The organism is Arthrobacter sp. UYCu712, assembly GCF_040547005.1.
Classification (GTDB): Bacteria; Actinomycetota; Actinomycetes; order Actinomycetales; family Micrococcaceae; genus Arthrobacter.
This window is the reverse complement of sequence record NZ_JBEPOZ010000026.1, coordinates 47,735-61,754: the sequence shown is the minus strand read 5'-3', so window position 1 is coordinate 61,754 and position 14,020 is coordinate 47,735. Positions and strand designations below refer to the sequence as shown.

Sequence of the window (14,020 nt, the reverse complement as noted above, 5' to 3'; positions counted from 1 at the left end):
GTCGAAACCGGATCGCGTGAAATGTATGAGGAAATGGGCGCGTTCATCGACCAACACTCCATCCGCCCCTTGGTCGACTCGACATACACAGCCGAGAAGATCCACGAGGCACTCAAGCACCTGGAAGCTGGCCAACACTTCGGCAAGATCGTCATCTCAATGCCACAATCCCCGCTGCCCGGGTGGTGACTCCTAGCCGGCGTCCACTCCGTGTCCACTGCACGCTCACCTCACGCTCAGCTTCGAGGCAGGGGAACGCCCCAGAGGGGTCGTATCACGGCGAGCGACCACAGGCCCGGGAAGAAGCGCGCCCCGCTGGGAAGTCGAGGTCTTCACGTGCAGAACGTGCTGCATCGACCAAATCCCGTCAGTCGTCAACAGTCTGTGGGCGCCGGTTTCCGGCTCTAATAAGGGGGCTGCGAGTTCACGAGAGCTCTCAGTTCCGACCTCCGGTCCACGTGACCTCCTGCGGGCGGCACATCCGGTTCTTCAAACGCCTTCGACGAATACACGCGCACGCCGCTGGCGAAACATACCGTGCCGGTCGTTCAAGGCCTCCGACGTGGTCGCGGTGCGGGAGGGCATCATCGCCGAAGCCGGGTACCACCCCGGCCTACGTTCGCGACGACAACGCGCCCGAGTTCGCCGCTGAGGTTCTGGTCAGCTGATGCAACACCGCCGGCGTGTCCACCACATTCATCGACCCCATGGTCGAAGCCAAACTGTGGTGGGAAGCCTGGACCCAAGAAAACCAATTTAGCTATCGCGTAGACGCCGGACTGCAACGGGGGCCCAGTAAGTCCAGGTGAGGGCACCGGCTGATTTTGGCGAGAGGAGGCCGACGGATCGGCTGCTTCTGTGGGGGCGTGAGTCCATCATGGAGTCACGCTGTTGGCTTCTGGATCTTGCCGAGGACTCGCGACAGTAGCATGAGGTCCTCGTTGGTGAGGTTGGACGCGAACTTACTCTCGATCGCGCGAATGTAAACCGGGGCCGAGGCGCGGAATTCGGCCAAGCCGGCCTTCGTGATGACGGCGTAGGCCGAGCGGCGGTCGTCAGGGTGGCCCTCTTTGGTGATCAGACCTCGGGCGACCAGCTCGTCTACGAGCCGGCTGACCCGCGTTCGGCTAAGGACCACTCGTTCTGCGAGGTCGCTCATCCTCAGTCGTCCCTCTGGTTCGGCTGCCAGTTCGAGCAGGACGTCGTACCACGACAAAGGTAATCCGGTCTGACTTTGGACTTCCTTGTCCAGGATTGGGACAAGCGCGGCGTGCACTTGGAGCAGTGCGCCCCAAGCATCGGAGGCGAGCTTCTTGCGGGAGAGCATGAGTTAATCCTATTCGATATTGCGTGCACACGCACATTCCTTTATAGTTGTGTGCACACGCACATAACTAAAGGAAGAAGGCATCATGGTCGAACTCATCAGCCGCGACGAACTCCGGCTGGCAATTGACTCGGGAACTGTCACTGTAGTTGACGCGCTGGGGGGCATGTACTACGAGCAGCAGCACCTGCCCAAGGCGCTGCCACTCGTGGAAGCGGACGTGGCGGCACAGGCACCGAGCCTGCTCCCGGACCAGAATGCTGCGATCGTTACCTACTGCTCCAATGAGTCCTGCCCGAATAGTCAGAGCGTAGCGAACCGACTGGTGGCAGCTGGGTATACCAATGTGCGCAAGTACCGCGAAGGCATTCAGGACTGGGCACAAGCGGGCCTGCCGATCGAGTCTGGCGCGTTCATCAACGCCTAACGAGGTCCCCGATCGGGCCGGCCCTCGCCGTGACCTCGGCATCCTCCTGACTTCCGTGGAGGCCACCGATGCAACAGGCCAGAGTGGCAGCGCCTCCGGCGACGCCACTTCCTGGAAGGCGGAACTTTTATGCAGACCCGGGCGACTGAGACCATGAGATACCGCCCCAAGAAATGGTGATCAGCGCCCTGTCGTGGACGTGCCCAGATGCGGGTTCTAGCGGTCGTTGCAGCACCCAGACTTTTGGGGGTTGCAACGACCGCGGTTCGTCTGAGCAGGGATTCGTCCAGGGCAGGTGCGGTATGGGCACGATCGGAAGCAGGCGATTTTCGAGGTATTTGACTGCTTGTGGAGGACGCAGGCGGCCGCTAGAGAGCTCGGATTCGACGCCGCGACATGTGCCGGCTGGATCCGCAGTGCCGGGTTGAAGAGCCGCGGGAAAACGGGGACCGGGCCGCACCCCGGGGCGGAAGGTTCTTCAGGCTGCGCAGGGCCGGTGCTGGCTAAGTGTGTCCTCCGGCGGGAGAGCTTCTCGGCCGTGGGCCGTTCCATGGGGCCCTGACAGGCGGTTTTCACGGTCCAAACGACCCGGTTGAGTTGCGCAAGATATTCAGCCGACACCACTATCAGCGGCGGTCGTACTCGTGGAAATGATGTAGTGCACAATAAGTCGCATGACATTGACAACTGAACCGTGGTCCGCGCCTTTCTCATCCCGAAGCATTTCCCTTGTTATGGTGCCTCCCACAGTCCTTGAACAGCTGGCGGGAGCAGACCTCGAGGAAGCAAACCGGTTGTAAGACCTTGACCTCACTGAATACCAAGTCGGAAACGAGTGCCGCGGCGTCTGGAAGATGAGACATGCTCAGCTCGAAAATGAACCTGGCTCGGCCCCTTGGCTCACCAGATTCGTCGTTGACAAGGTCACCGGTTCCGTAGTCGGCAGGGCAGGTTTCCACGGGCCACCAGATGAGCGCGGCATGGTTGCGGTGGGCTACGCCATCGATCCCACTCACCGCAGGCAGGGGCACGCGCGGTCGTCCCTGGAGATCCTGCTCGGCGTTGCAGCGTCCCGCCCTGAGGTGTCAGTTGTGAGGGCGACGGTCAGCGCGGACAACCAAGCCTCAAAGGCCTTGATCCAGCAGTACGGGTTCATCAAAGTCAGCGAACACTGGGACAGCGAAGACGGACTGGAGATCATTTTCGAGCGGTAGGTCTCTCAGGCCCAACACCGAGGCGGCACTGGGCGGCTCTTCTGCGTTCGGACCACAATCGCAGAGCAGCGGGTTCTGTTCAGCTCACCGCACTCCACGCCGCCGGCGCAGCGCGGACTTTTGCCGATTATGGAGTCGGCGGTACCAGGTGGAACGCCCTCAGCTCTCGAAAGCCCCGGGCCTGCTGGAGGCCGGAGACGTGCTCACCGCATCGAAGCTCGACCGGCTGGGGCGCAACACCCGGCACGTTCTGGACGTCATCGAGAAAATCCGGGAGCAAGGCGCAGGTTTCCGGTCCTTGACCGAAGGACTGGCCACGACCGGACCCATGGGCACCGCGATACTGACGATCGTGGCCGCGTTCGCGCAACTGGAGCTATTCGATGATCGAACGCACCAGGGGCCGGCTCGCCGCGGCCGCGGTCAACAACCGCCACGGCGAAGACCCCGAAAAAGTCGACGCTGCCGCTGCAAGAGCCAGGGAACTCAAAAGAAAAGGAATCAACGCCTCCGACATCGGCAAGATGCTCGGCCGGTGGCTATCCATTAAGTTCGTCGGGTGTACGGTGCAGCAGCGGAGTAGCGGCCTGGTGCGGCTGCGGAAGATCTGTGTTCCGAGTGCGGAGTCTTAGTGTCGATGTTCGCGGCGTTGCCTCATAGAGATCGATTCCCATACCTGGTCGCCCATCGGAGTGCGTCTGGCAACCTCGGATCCGCGGAAACCCAGCGACTCGTAGAGGTCCCGGGCTGGGCTGTTGTGGGCGATCACCCCCAAAGTCAGTTCGGTTACGGTCGGGGTGGCCTGGATGGTCCAGATCCCATCCCTCTCTGCGGAATCTGCCAAGGCTTGCAGTAGCCCTGCGCCCAGGCCTCGGCCGCGTGCTTGGGCCGCAACGTAAACGGAGTGCTCCACGAGGCTGGAGTAGACGGGGCGTGCGAAGGCGGGGGAGACGGCAGCCCAGCCAAGGATCCCTCTGAGGTTTCGGCGACAAGCCAGCTGATTCGAAGGTGGCATGGCCGGTGGCGGTTCCTTCGCGGTAAATCCCCTGGGCGGCAGGCAAGTCGTCCTCGCGCATGGGCCGACTCGTGACCGCGGACTGTTTCGGCTCGTTTATAGGGTGGCCAGGAGCCCGGCCGTCTGCTCCAGGGCCCCGGGAACCAGGGAGTAATAGGCCCAGGTTCCCCGCTTTTCTCGGTGCAGCAGGCCCGCATCGACCAGGATCTTCAGGTGGTGGGAGACGGTGGGCTGGCCCAGGTCCAGGGGCTCGGTCAGGTCGCACACGCAGGATTCGCCGGAGGCTTGTGCCTTGACGATGGAGAGCAGCCGCAGCCGGTTCGGATCGGCCAGCGCCTTGAAGACCAGGGCCGTCTGCTTCGCCTCCTCTGTGCCCAAAGCAGTCATTCCTGCCGGGGCGCAGCAGGCTTCATCGATGGCCGGGGCGAGTACGGGCAACAAGTTCATCTACCCATTATGCCGCAATATTGACATTCTTCAATGTATTCGCGAAGGCCTAGGGGCGGGAGTGGCTCCGGCGCAGGCCCTTTTTGTGTGGAGGTGCGCGTCGCCCGCGAGGTGCCGGCGAAAGCCTAGGAACGGGCCGTTTCGGCACTGTGCGCCAGAACGACGTCGTCCGCGATGCGGGCCGCGGAGGGGAATGGGATGAGAAGGAGGCCGAGGCCTACTGCCGTGCCGATCAGCTGCGCCACGACGAATCCGGGCACAGAGGCCGGTGCAATGCCGGTGAAGGTGTCACTGAAGATGCGGCCCACCGTCACGGCCGAGTTCGCGAACGACGTCGAGGACGTGAACCAGTATGCGGCTCCGATGTAGGCGCCCACCGCCGACGCGGCGAGGATGCCCGGTTGGTGGCGGCCAGGGCGACGGAGACTCCGTCGTGACCGTGTGCGACAGTCCCCAAGACAGTCCCCAACCTGGGAGGGATCCACTGGTCTGTTCCGGTCCGCTCCGGTTGAACACCGAGGACGCCTTCGAGGGCGCCTCGGCTGACATCGCCCGCCGCATCGACGACCTCGGAGGCCGCCTCCACGCGGCCTAAAACCCGAAACCCGCGCTATATTGACAAGTATCGATTTGTTGTTGGATACTTATGCATCGACAAACATCAATATTAAGTCACGGGTGCGGGGACGACGACCTCATCAAAACCGATCCGCGCGCCTAATTGATTCCAGGAGAAACCCGTGAGCACCGAAACTGCCAAGAAGCCCTCTGTGCTGTTCGTTTGCGTCCACAACGCCGGCCGCTCCCAGATGGCCGCCGCCTTCCTCACCACCCTCGGCGAGGGACGGATCGAGGTCCGCTCCGCCGGATCCCAGCCGGCGGACAAGGTCAACCCCGCAGCCGTTGAGGCTATGGCGGAACTCGGCATCGATATGTCCTCCGAGATCCCGAAGATCCTCACCACGGAGGCCGTGAAGGAATCCGACGTCGTGATCACCATGGGCTGCGGCGATACCTGCCCGATCTTCCCGGGCAAGCGCTACGAGGACTGGGAACTCGAGGACCCGGCCGGCCAGGGCGTCGAATCCGTCCGCCCGATCCGCGACGAGATCAAGGCCCGCATCGAGGACCTGGTCGCGTCCCTCACTCCCGTCGCCAAGTAACCCTACCGAGCACCAGGAGACTTTTCGTGAGCACCGACATCCGAACCACTGAACAGTTGATCATCATCGGGTCCGGCCCCGCCGGCTACACCGCCGCCATCTACGCCGCCCGGGCCGGACTGAAACCGCTGGTCCTCGCCGGGTCGGTTACCGCCGGTGGCGCCCTGGTCAACACGACCGAGGTGGAAAACTTCCCCGGATTCCCCGGCGGCATCCAGGGACCGGAGCTCATGGACGGGCTGCAGCTGCAGGCGGAACGGTTCGGCGCCCAGGTGGTTTTCGACGACGTCACCGAAGCCACGCTCACCGGGCACCTCAAGCGCGTGGTCACCGGAGCCGGCACCACCCACGCGGCTCCCGCCGTCATCCTCGCCACCGGTTCCGCGTACAAGGAACTGGGCCTGCCGGAAGAGAAGACGTTCAGCGGGCACGGGGTCTCCTGGTGCGCGACCTGTGACGGGTTCTTCTTCCGGGAACAGGACATTGTCGTCGTCGGTGGAGGGGATTCCGCGATGGAGGAAGCGGCGTTCCTGACCCGGTTCGGCAAGTCCGTGACCGTTGTCGTCCGCAAAGGCGAACTGCGTGCCTCCCGGATCATGGCCCAGCGTGCCAAGGACAATCCCAAGATCCGCTTCGCTTGGAACTCGGCCATCACCAAGATCCACGGCGACACCAAGGTCACCGGCGTGACCCTGACCGACACCGTCACCGGCGAAACCCGCGAGCAGGCGGCCACAGGGATCTTCGTCGCAATCGGGCATGTCCCCAGGACCGAACTCGTGACGGGGCAGGTGGAACTGGATGACGAGGGCTACATCAAGGTCGACGCACCCACCACGGTCACCAACCTTTCCGGCGTCTTCGCCTGCGGGGACGTCGTGGACCACCGCTACCGGCAGGCCATCACCGCCGCCGGTACCGGCTGCGCCGCCGCCCTCGATGCCGAGCGGTACCTCGCCGCCTTAGCGGACGCGGACAGCATCGCCACGGCCCTGGTGGAAGAACCCACCCACGCCTGACCCCGAACGGAGAGGGGGTGAGCTGAATGACGACAGGATGCTGCAGTGACTCGGGTTGCTGCGAGGACTGCCCGGATGACATGCAGGGCTGCTGCTAACACCCTCCCGCCTGCCGGCCCCCCCCCGGGACCGGCAGGCACCCCGGCCAGAACCGCCACACCTACGGATGAAACAGAGGAAACCATGGATTCAGCGAAGACCCTTCCCGTTGCCGTGATCGGCGCCGGCCCCGTGGGCCTGGCCGCCGCGGCCCACCTGCTCGAACGCGGCCTCGAACCGCTGATCTTCGAAGCGGGCCCCGCCGCGGGAGCCGCCATCGAGCAGTGGCGCCACATCCGGCTGTTCTCCCCCTGGCAGTACAACATCGATGCCGCAGCCGTCCGCCTGCTCGAAGCCTCCGGCTGGGAATCACCCCGCCCCACCGCCCTGCCCTACGGCGGGGAACTGATCGACAACTACCTCGCCCCACTGGCCGCCCTCCCGGCCATCAGCTCAAAGCTGCAGACCGGCTCCAGGGTCATCGCCGTGACCCGCGCCGGGATGGACAAGACCCACACCCGCAACCGCGAGAACACACCGTTCATCGTCCGGGTCGAGCACGCGGACGGAGAAACCCGCGACCACACCGTGGCCGGAGTCATCGACGCCTCCGGCACCTGGTCTACCCGCAACCCGCTGGGAACCTCGGGACTTCCAGCGATCGGCGAAGACTCCGCTGCCTCCAGGATTTCCTCGCCGCTCCCGGACGTCACCGGCCGTGACCGTGCCTCGTTCGGTGGACGCCGCGTCCTGGTCGTCGGAGCCGGCCACTCCGCCGCCAACACCCTGATCAACCTCGCGGACCTGGCCACGGACGAACCCGACACCCGGATCCTCTGGGCGGTCCGCGGCGCGTCCGCCTCGAAGGTCTACGGCGGCGGGGACCTGGACGGGCTGCCCGCCCGCGGCCAGCTCGGCGCCCGCCTGCGCCGCCTCGTCGAGGCCGGGACCATCGAACTGCACACCGGCTTCGGCATCAGCTCGCTGAAATCCCTCGCCTCGCACGTCACCGTCGGATCCGTTGACGGCCGGACCCTCGAGGCCGACGTCCTCGTTCCCTGCACCGGCTTCCGCCCGGACCTGGACATCCTGCGTGAACTCCGCCTCAACCTGGACCCGGCCGTCGAAGCACCCACCGAGCTCGGCCCGCTCATCGATCCGGAATTCCACTCCTGCGGCACCGTCCCCCCGCACGGCGCGGCCCTGCTGGCCCACCCGGACCAGGACTTCTACATCGTCGGCATGAAGTCCTACGGCCGGGCGCCGACCTTCCTGCTCGCCACCGGCTACGAACAAGTCCGCTCCGTCGCCGCCGCCCTGGCCGGTGACCGCGAAGCAGCCGACACCGTCCAGCTCGAACTCCCCGAAACCGGCGTCTGCTCCTCCGACGCCGGCACCAGCTGCGACGTCCCGGCAGCCCACGCCGTCGCATCCGAGTCCTCGTGCTGCGCCGCTCCCGAGCCCGTGCTCGTCGGATTCCCCACCGAACTCTCCCACGGCCGCTCCGGCGACAACTGACCACCTTCCCCTGCTTGAGTACACTGAAGACACTGGAGAACTGACATGACTGAACACCACGAACGCGGCACCGAAGGCATGGAACACATGGGGCTGGGCCGGGACGACATCAGGGCCCGGGTCCTGAAGCTTCATGCGGAGCTGACCGGGAGCTAGGCCATGCCCGCCCCGGCGTTATCCCGGACACTGGTCGCGGAGGGTGCACCGCGCGGCGGCCTCGCCGCGCTGTGCATCACCCAGACCACCGGGTGGGGCGTGCTCTACTACTCGTTGATCGTGGGGGTCCGCCCCATCAGTGAGGAGACTGGATGGGACCCGGCGCTCGTGACGGGAGCCTTTTCCGCCGGACTGCTGGTCTCTGCGACGGCCGGGATCGCCGTCGGCAAGATCCTGGACAGGACCGGCCCGCGTGCGCTGATGACCGGCGGATCGCTCATCGGAGTGCTGGCCCTGATCCTGGTGGGGCTGGCACCGAACCTGCCGGTGTTTTTTGCGGCCTGGCTGGTCGCCGGAACGGCGCAGGCCGCGGTGCTGTATCAACCGGCGTTCACGGTGATCAGCCGCTGGTACGGACCCGCCCGGGTCCGTCCCCTGACCGTCCTGACACTCACCGCAGGATTCGCCTCCACCATCTTCGCCCCGCTTACCGCAGCCCTGACATCCGCGTTCGGCTGGCGAGTCGCCTTCATCATCCTCGCCGGGATCATGGGAATCATCACCGTGCCGCTTCACGCCCGATACCTGAACCGAAACTGGGCGCCGACCACCTCCGGAACCCCCGCCACGGACCACCGGGTGATGATGCGAGCCGTGCGGCGAAGCCCGGAATTCCTCGGCCTGCAGGCCCTGATGGTCCTGCTCTGTCTGGCCCTCTACACCGTGACGCTGAACATCATCCCTGTGCTGATGGAAAAGGGCGCCGACTACACGACAGCCGCGCTCGGGCTCGGTCTCGTGGGCGCCGGACAGGTCGGCGGACGGCTGCTGTTCGCAGCCATCCCGACCGGCACCCGGCTGCCGGTCATCGCCGGCACCGCAGCCTGCGCCGTCCTTATACTGGCGGCCCTGCCCGGCCCGGTCCCGCTGCTGATCTCGGCAGGAATGCTCGCTGGCGCGGTCCGAGGGTGCCAGACACTGCTGCAGGCCACGATCGTGGGCGACCGGTGGGGAAGCCGGAACCTGGGCACCCTGCAAGGCATCTTCGCGGCCCCGTTGACAGCCGTCACCGCCATCGCCCCGGCACTCGGCCCGGCAATCGCGGCCTGGCTCGGCACCTACACGGCCATGGCCTATGCCATGGCAGTCGCCACCGGGACCGCCGCATTCCTCGCCGTCGTCGAACGCCTCGCCAGAGGCTCCCGTGCCGGATGAAGAATGGCCGGCCGGGGGTGAGACCGTTAAGGTGGCTGAGCTGGCCCCCTGAACTGCGTTAGGTCAGTTCTCGGACGGTTTTCCGCTGGCTGATCCCTGCAGTCGCTGGAGGTTTTGTTCGTCGGCGTCTGCGACCGGCAAGCCACTAGCCGAAGCCGGGCCCAAAACTGGCGGCAAAGCGGGGCCCTGTCGTTGATCCCGCCCATCACGTCTGGTGAGCACCGCCGTCGCCACTCCTCCCAGCAGGAGCAGTCCGCCAGCCACTTCCGTGGCCGAGGGCACCTCCTGCAGGGCCAGCCACGCGGCACTCATCCCCACGACCGGGACGAGCAGCGTGAAAGGGACCACGGCCGACGGCGAGTATGTCGCGAGCAGCCGGTTCCAGATCCCGTAGCCCACCAGCGAAGCGAAAACCGCGGTGTATAGCGCGCTCAGGACAGTGGCGGGCTGGAGGTCTCCGATGGTTGCGGTGATGGCGTCGGGACCATCGATGATCAGTGAAAGCCCGGCGAGTGGGAGCGGCACCACCGCACCCGACCAGACCACCAGCCCCAGCCCCGAGGCGGCCTTGGCTTTGCGTGCAACCACGTTGCCCACAGCCCAGGAAAGCGCCGCGGCCAGCACAATGAGGAACGGAAGTAGCGGGGCAATGGCACTGCGGCCCATCGCCACTACCGCCAGGCCGGCGACGCCCAGTACGACGCCGGCCAACTGACGCCTGCTGGGCCGGTCGCCAAGGAACACGCTGGCCAACAGAACCGTAAGCAGAACCTGCGCCTGGAGTACCAGGGAGGCCAGACCAGCCGGCATGCCCAGCGCCATGGCCAGGTACAGCAGCCCGAACTGGCCGGCGCTCATAAAGAGTCCGACGCCGATAATTGCCGCCCAGCTGACATCGGGCTTGCGCACGAAGAAAATCCAGGGGAAGACCACTAGGACAAACCGCATGGCCACGAACAGCAACGGCGGAACGTCGCGGCCGTTGGTGTGGAGGCCCAAGTCGATGGCCACGAAGTTTAGGCCCCACAAGAGCGCGACGAGGGTGGCAAGCAAGGAATGGCGAAGGTTCACGCTCCTCACCCTGACAGAGAGGAGAATGAAGCACCAGCGTTGATTCGTACCGCATAGCATGTACGTTTGCTTCATGATAGAGATCGGAGCGCTCCGTGCGCTGGCAGCGATTGAGCACCATGGTTCCGTCATTGCAGCATCAGAGGTGATGGGCTTCAGCCCGTCTGCGGTATCGCAGCAGATCAAGAAGCTGGAAAAGCAGACCGGCTTCTCGGTCCTGGAGCGGCATGGCCGAGGGGTGCTGCTGACAGAACGCGGACTTGCCTTGGCCGCTTATGGGCGCCGCATTCTCGCCGAACTGGAAGAACTCCAGTCCACGCTCCTGGCCGATCCCGCCAAACCGTATGGCCGCTTGAAGGTGGTGTCCTTCTCCACGGCGTGCCGGGGCCTGGTGGGGCCGATGCTGGGCATGCTCGCTTCCTCCGGAACTGATCTGGACGTCACTGTGCTGGCTGAGGACCCACGTGAAGCGGTGGCACGCGTAGCCGGCGGGGAAGCCGACCTCGGCATCGTCCACGACTGGAACTCCGTCCCTCTTGTGATTCCAGAGCACGTAATGCTCGAGTGGCTTTGCGATGACATCGCGGATCTTCTGGTTCACCGCAACCATCCCCTGGCAGGAAGGGCGGAGGTGGAAGCTGCCGATATGGTTGATGAGCGCTGGATCAGCACCCCGCACGGCGCCATCTGCAACGAGGCCCTATTGCGAATTTTTGCCGATCTGGGCCGTGTCCCGGATATCCAGGTCTACGATCCGGACTTCGCAACCCACATCGCGCTGGTGGAGCAAGGGGCTGTGGTGGCGCTCGTGCCTCGTCTCGGCAGGCCAGCACTGCCCGCGGATGTGGTCACCGTACCGGTCCATCCCGTGCCGGCCCGTCATGTGGGGATGGTGCACCGCAGGACCATGACCGAAAGCCCGGGCATTCAGCACCTTGCCGGCCTCCTGCGCAAGATTGCAGGCCCCGCAGCGAACTAGAGGCCCCCTTGGCGCAAATTAACAAGCGTCCTCTCCGCATCACCCCCGGAGACTCTGACCGCCGAGCATCAGAAAGCCAGAAGCCCGGCTCCGGGCGTGCCCTGACGGTTTATGCAGCCTTCAGGCTGTATCCGGCCGCGGGCCGGGGGCCGCGATCCGCTGCACCTGGGTTCACTATGGTCTCGACAGTTCGGGCCGGAGCGTTGTCAGCTAGGGGGAAGACAAGTTTTTGCCGGCCACCTTGTGGCGGGGGGTGTCCCTATGCTTTTCGTCAAGCGGCTTGGGCGGGTTTCTCCTCGTAGAGGGTTCCGTTTCTGAGCATTGAGTAGATGACGTCGCAGCGGCGCCGCGCCAGGCAGACGACGGCGGCGTTGTGCTTCTTTCCCTGGTCCCGTTTCTTTTGGTAGTAGGCCTTCGAGGCCGGGTGGTGGCAGCTGGCGATCCAGGCGGATCTGAACAGGGCGTTCTTGAGCTGTTTGTTGCCGGAGCGTGCGGGGAATTCACCGCGGATCGAGGTGCCGGAGCGTCGTGTGACCGGGGCGATGCCTGCGTAGGCGGCGAGGTGTCCGGCGGAGGTGAAGGTGCCGGCATCGCCGATGGTCAGGAGTATCGTCGCTGCGGTCTTGATGCCGACTCCCGGGATGGACATCAAGACCTGGGAAAGAGGGAAGTCATCGAGGAGTTTTTCGACTTCTTCGGCCACGATGGCGCGTTGGTGCTTGAGTTCCTTGATTTGCGCCGCGACGCGGGGGATGACCAGTTCTACGGCTTCGGTGCCGATGACGGTGACGGTCTGCTCACCCAGTGCCATGAAGATCGCGTCGACCAGGGTCACCGGGTCCTTGCGGCTGCGGTTCCTGGCCCAGCGCAGCACGTTGGATCGTCCGGCGCCCCGCAGTCCCGTCGGCCCGGAGTACTTGATGAACAGCTCCAGGACCAGAGACCGGGTCAGTATCGTTCCCGGGAAGACGCGCTCCAGGGCGGGGAAAATCTGCAGCAGCAGGGACCGCAGACGGTTGATCGCCCGGGTGCACTCATGGGTAAGGTCCGCGTCGAATCCGGAGAGCACCTTCAGTGCGGCGAGCACCTCGCTGTCCCGGTCAACCGAGCGCAGCGTGTGCGGCATCGCCCGTGCCGTCTCGGCAATGATGAACGCATCCCGCGCGTCCGTCTTGGACTTTCCCGGGTACAGGTCAGCGGCTTTGCGCATCGCCAGGCCCGGCAGGTAGGCAACGGTGCAGCCGCAGTCCCGGGCCACGGCTATCGGCAGCGCGCCGATGGTGTTGGGCTGGTCCACGGTCACCAGCACCCGGCCGTGCTGCTGCAGGCCGGTGAAAAGCTCGCGCAGCCGAGCCTCGTCCTGCGGCAACGGCTTGTCAAAAACCCGCTCACCGGTCGCGTTCAACGCCGCGGCGTGATGCTCTGACTTGCCAACATCAAGCCCGCAGTAGACCTCGTAACCTTCGTCCATCCGGCGCTCCTTTGCACCACTTCTGGCCGCAGTCACGACACCCGATGCTGGCACCCACGTTACAAAGAGACCTGGCCCCCGCGGAAGGAGCCGGCCGTGTCCCTATCAGCAGTCAACGCGTGTCTCCGAACCTGGCGACAACACCCCCCGGATCATCAGTGACAGGGCAAGAAAGTCATACCAGGTCCAGCGACCAAGTCCCCGGCCTTCGGGGACGGAATAAATGTAACGGGCGCCGCACCAGAGAGTCGCGGGGGTATGCGTGGGAGATGCCGCGGAGTCGCGTGTGCGGGACGGGGCCTCTTTGGTGGTTCGGGTGGGACGATCGTGTCTCTGCCTGCGGTCTTCCGGCTCGAGCAGTTCATTGAATTCGGGGACCTCAAGGACGGTTTGCGGCATCAACGTGTTGACCAACACCAGCGAGGATTGGAGCAGGTGTAGGGCGAGCATGGATACTTCGGTAACCGATAAGGGTGTGAGGATCGACTTCCTGAAGGAAGATCTCGTCTTCACCGGCGAAGACTCTCCCCTTGCGAATCTCATGCTCTCCGTCTTGGGGGCGTTCGCGGAGTTTGAACGGGCTCTCATCGGGGAACGCCAGCGCGAAGGGATCGCCCTGGCCAAGAAGCGGGGCGCATACCGGGGCCGCAAGAAAGCACTCTCCGCCGAACGTGCGGCAGAACTCGCCCGACGCGCCGCGACCGGGGAACCAAAAGCCGCACTCGCCCGCGAATACGGAATCAGCCGCGAAACCGTGTATTAATACATCCGTCATACTGCCCGATAGAACGAAACTTGGCGGCTCACGACGCCTTCAGGAGTACCGGGCCAAGACGGGCCGGACGTGGCCCTGGCCGCCGTCGACTGGCTGGAGACCGACCTGGCCGGCTATAACGCCTTTAGGCGACCCGCGCCGGGCTGCTGCGGCGGGTGGGACGCGTCCCGGAGGCGCGTGCGGC

At 65.0% G+C, this 14,020-nt stretch carries 14 protein-coding genes and 3 pseudogenes; 11 read left to right on the top strand and 6 right to left on the bottom strand.

Going from position 1 to position 14,020, the window contains the following annotated elements; all coding sequences use genetic code 11:
* The coding region (locus ABIB51_RS19625; protein ID WP_354191031.1) for a zinc-binding dehydrogenase at positions 1–189 on the top strand (189 nt) is incomplete at its 5' end.
* A gap of 694 nt (positions 190–883) precedes the next feature.
* On the opposite strand, the gene ABIB51_RS19620 is transcribed toward ABIB51_RS19625, so the two are convergent.
* On the bottom strand, positions 884–1,327 hold the full coding sequence (locus tag ABIB51_RS19620; RefSeq protein WP_354191030.1) for a MarR family winged helix-turn-helix transcriptional regulator: 444 nt from the start codon (positions 1,325–1,327) through the stop codon (positions 884–886).
* 85 nt (positions 1,328–1,412) lie between these two features.
* Between ABIB51_RS19620 and ABIB51_RS19615 the strand changes: the two genes are divergently transcribed.
* The 4 genes and pseudogenes from ABIB51_RS19615 (at position 1,413) to ABIB51_RS19600 (ending at position 3,600) form a co-directional block, all read left to right on the top strand.
* Positions 1,413–1,754 carry a rhodanese-like domain-containing protein gene (locus tag ABIB51_RS19615; protein ID WP_354191029.1) on the top strand — a complete coding sequence of 114 codons (342 nt, stop codon included), beginning with the start codon at positions 1,413–1,415 and terminating at the stop codon, positions 1,752–1,754.
* 854 nt (positions 1,755–2,608) lie between these two features.
* The gene (locus ABIB51_RS19610) at positions 2,609–2,968 is read left to right on the top strand and encodes a GNAT family N-acetyltransferase (RefSeq protein WP_354191028.1); all 360 of its coding nucleotides are present in this window, start codon (positions 2,609–2,611) and stop codon (positions 2,966–2,968) included.
* Between the two features lie 148 nt (positions 2,969–3,116).
* Positions 3,117–3,305: pseudogene (locus ABIB51_RS19605) on the top strand (recombinase family protein); the annotation flags it as partial.
* Positions 3,306–3,351: 46 nt separating this feature from the next.
* Positions 3,352–3,600, top strand: a complete 249-nt coding sequence (locus tag ABIB51_RS19600; RefSeq protein ID WP_354191034.1) for a hypothetical protein — start codon at positions 3,352–3,354, stop codon at positions 3,598–3,600.
* On the opposite strand, the gene ABIB51_RS19595 is transcribed toward ABIB51_RS19600, so the two are convergent.
* The 3 genes and pseudogenes from ABIB51_RS19595 to ABIB51_RS19585 form a co-directional block, all read right to left on the bottom strand.
* On the bottom strand, positions 3,597–3,983 hold the full coding sequence (locus ABIB51_RS19595) for a GNAT family N-acetyltransferase (protein ID WP_354191027.1): 387 nt from the start codon (positions 3,981–3,983) through the stop codon (positions 3,597–3,599). The genes ABIB51_RS19600 and ABIB51_RS19595 overlap by 4 nt on opposite strands.
* Positions 3,984–4,079: 96 nt before the next feature.
* On the bottom strand, positions 4,080–4,430 hold the full coding sequence (locus ABIB51_RS19590) for an ArsR/SmtB family transcription factor (RefSeq protein ID WP_354191026.1): 351 nt from the start codon (positions 4,428–4,430) through the stop codon (positions 4,080–4,082).
* A 125-nt stretch (positions 4,431–4,555) separates the two neighbouring features.
* Positions 4,556–4,828: pseudogene (locus tag ABIB51_RS19585) on the bottom strand (aquaporin family protein); the annotation flags it as partial.
* 342 nt (positions 4,829–5,170) lie between these two features.
* On the opposite strand from ABIB51_RS19585, the gene ABIB51_RS19580 reads away from it, so the two are divergent.
* The 4 genes from ABIB51_RS19580 to ABIB51_RS19565 all read left to right on the top strand — a co-directional run bounded on the left by ABIB51_RS19580 (position 5,171) and on the right by ABIB51_RS19565 (position 9,540).
* Positions 5,171–5,593 carry an arsenate reductase ArsC gene (locus tag ABIB51_RS19580; protein WP_354191025.1) on the top strand — a complete coding sequence of 141 codons (423 nt, stop codon included), beginning with the start codon at positions 5,171–5,173 and terminating at the stop codon, positions 5,591–5,593.
* Between the two features lie 26 nt (positions 5,594–5,619).
* Positions 5,620–6,612 carry a thioredoxin-disulfide reductase gene (gene trxB / locus ABIB51_RS19575; protein ID WP_354191024.1) on the top strand — a complete coding sequence of 331 codons (993 nt, stop codon included), beginning with the start codon at positions 5,620–5,622 and terminating at the stop codon, positions 6,610–6,612.
* A 183-nt stretch (positions 6,613–6,795) separates the two neighbouring features.
* Positions 6,796–8,169, top strand: coding sequence for an FAD-dependent oxidoreductase (locus tag ABIB51_RS19570; protein WP_354191023.1), 1,374 nt, complete (start codon positions 6,796–6,798; stop codon positions 8,167–8,169).
* Positions 8,170–8,328: 159 nt separating this feature from the next.
* Positions 8,329–9,540, top strand: coding sequence for an MFS transporter (locus ABIB51_RS19565; RefSeq protein WP_354191022.1), 1,212 nt, complete (start codon positions 8,329–8,331; stop codon positions 9,538–9,540).
* Positions 9,541–9,603: 63 nt separating this feature from the next.
* Here the strand turns inward: ABIB51_RS19565 and ABIB51_RS19560 are convergent, their stop codons facing one another.
* Positions 9,604–10,611, bottom strand: coding sequence for an EamA family transporter (locus ABIB51_RS19560; protein ID WP_354191021.1), 1,008 nt, complete (start codon positions 10,609–10,611; stop codon positions 9,604–9,606).
* A gap of 73 nt (positions 10,612–10,684) precedes the next feature.
* Between ABIB51_RS19560 and ABIB51_RS19555 the strand changes: the two genes are divergently transcribed.
* Positions 10,685–11,590: a LysR family transcriptional regulator gene (locus tag ABIB51_RS19555; protein ID WP_354191020.1), complete on the top strand. Its 906-nt coding sequence runs from the start codon at positions 10,685–10,687 to the stop codon at positions 11,588–11,590.
* Between the two features lie 271 nt (positions 11,591–11,861).
* On the opposite strand, the gene ABIB51_RS19550 is transcribed toward ABIB51_RS19555, so the two are convergent.
* Positions 11,862–13,061, bottom strand: a complete 1,200-nt coding sequence (locus tag ABIB51_RS19550; RefSeq protein ID WP_354191019.1) for an IS110 family RNA-guided transposase — start codon at positions 13,059–13,061, stop codon at positions 11,862–11,864.
* 460 nt (positions 13,062–13,521) lie between these two features.
* Between ABIB51_RS19550 and ABIB51_RS19545 the strand changes: the two are divergent.
* Positions 13,522–13,824 (top strand): annotated as a pseudogene (locus ABIB51_RS19545) (recombinase family protein); the annotation flags it as partial.
* Positions 13,825–14,020 lie beyond the last annotated feature (196 nt).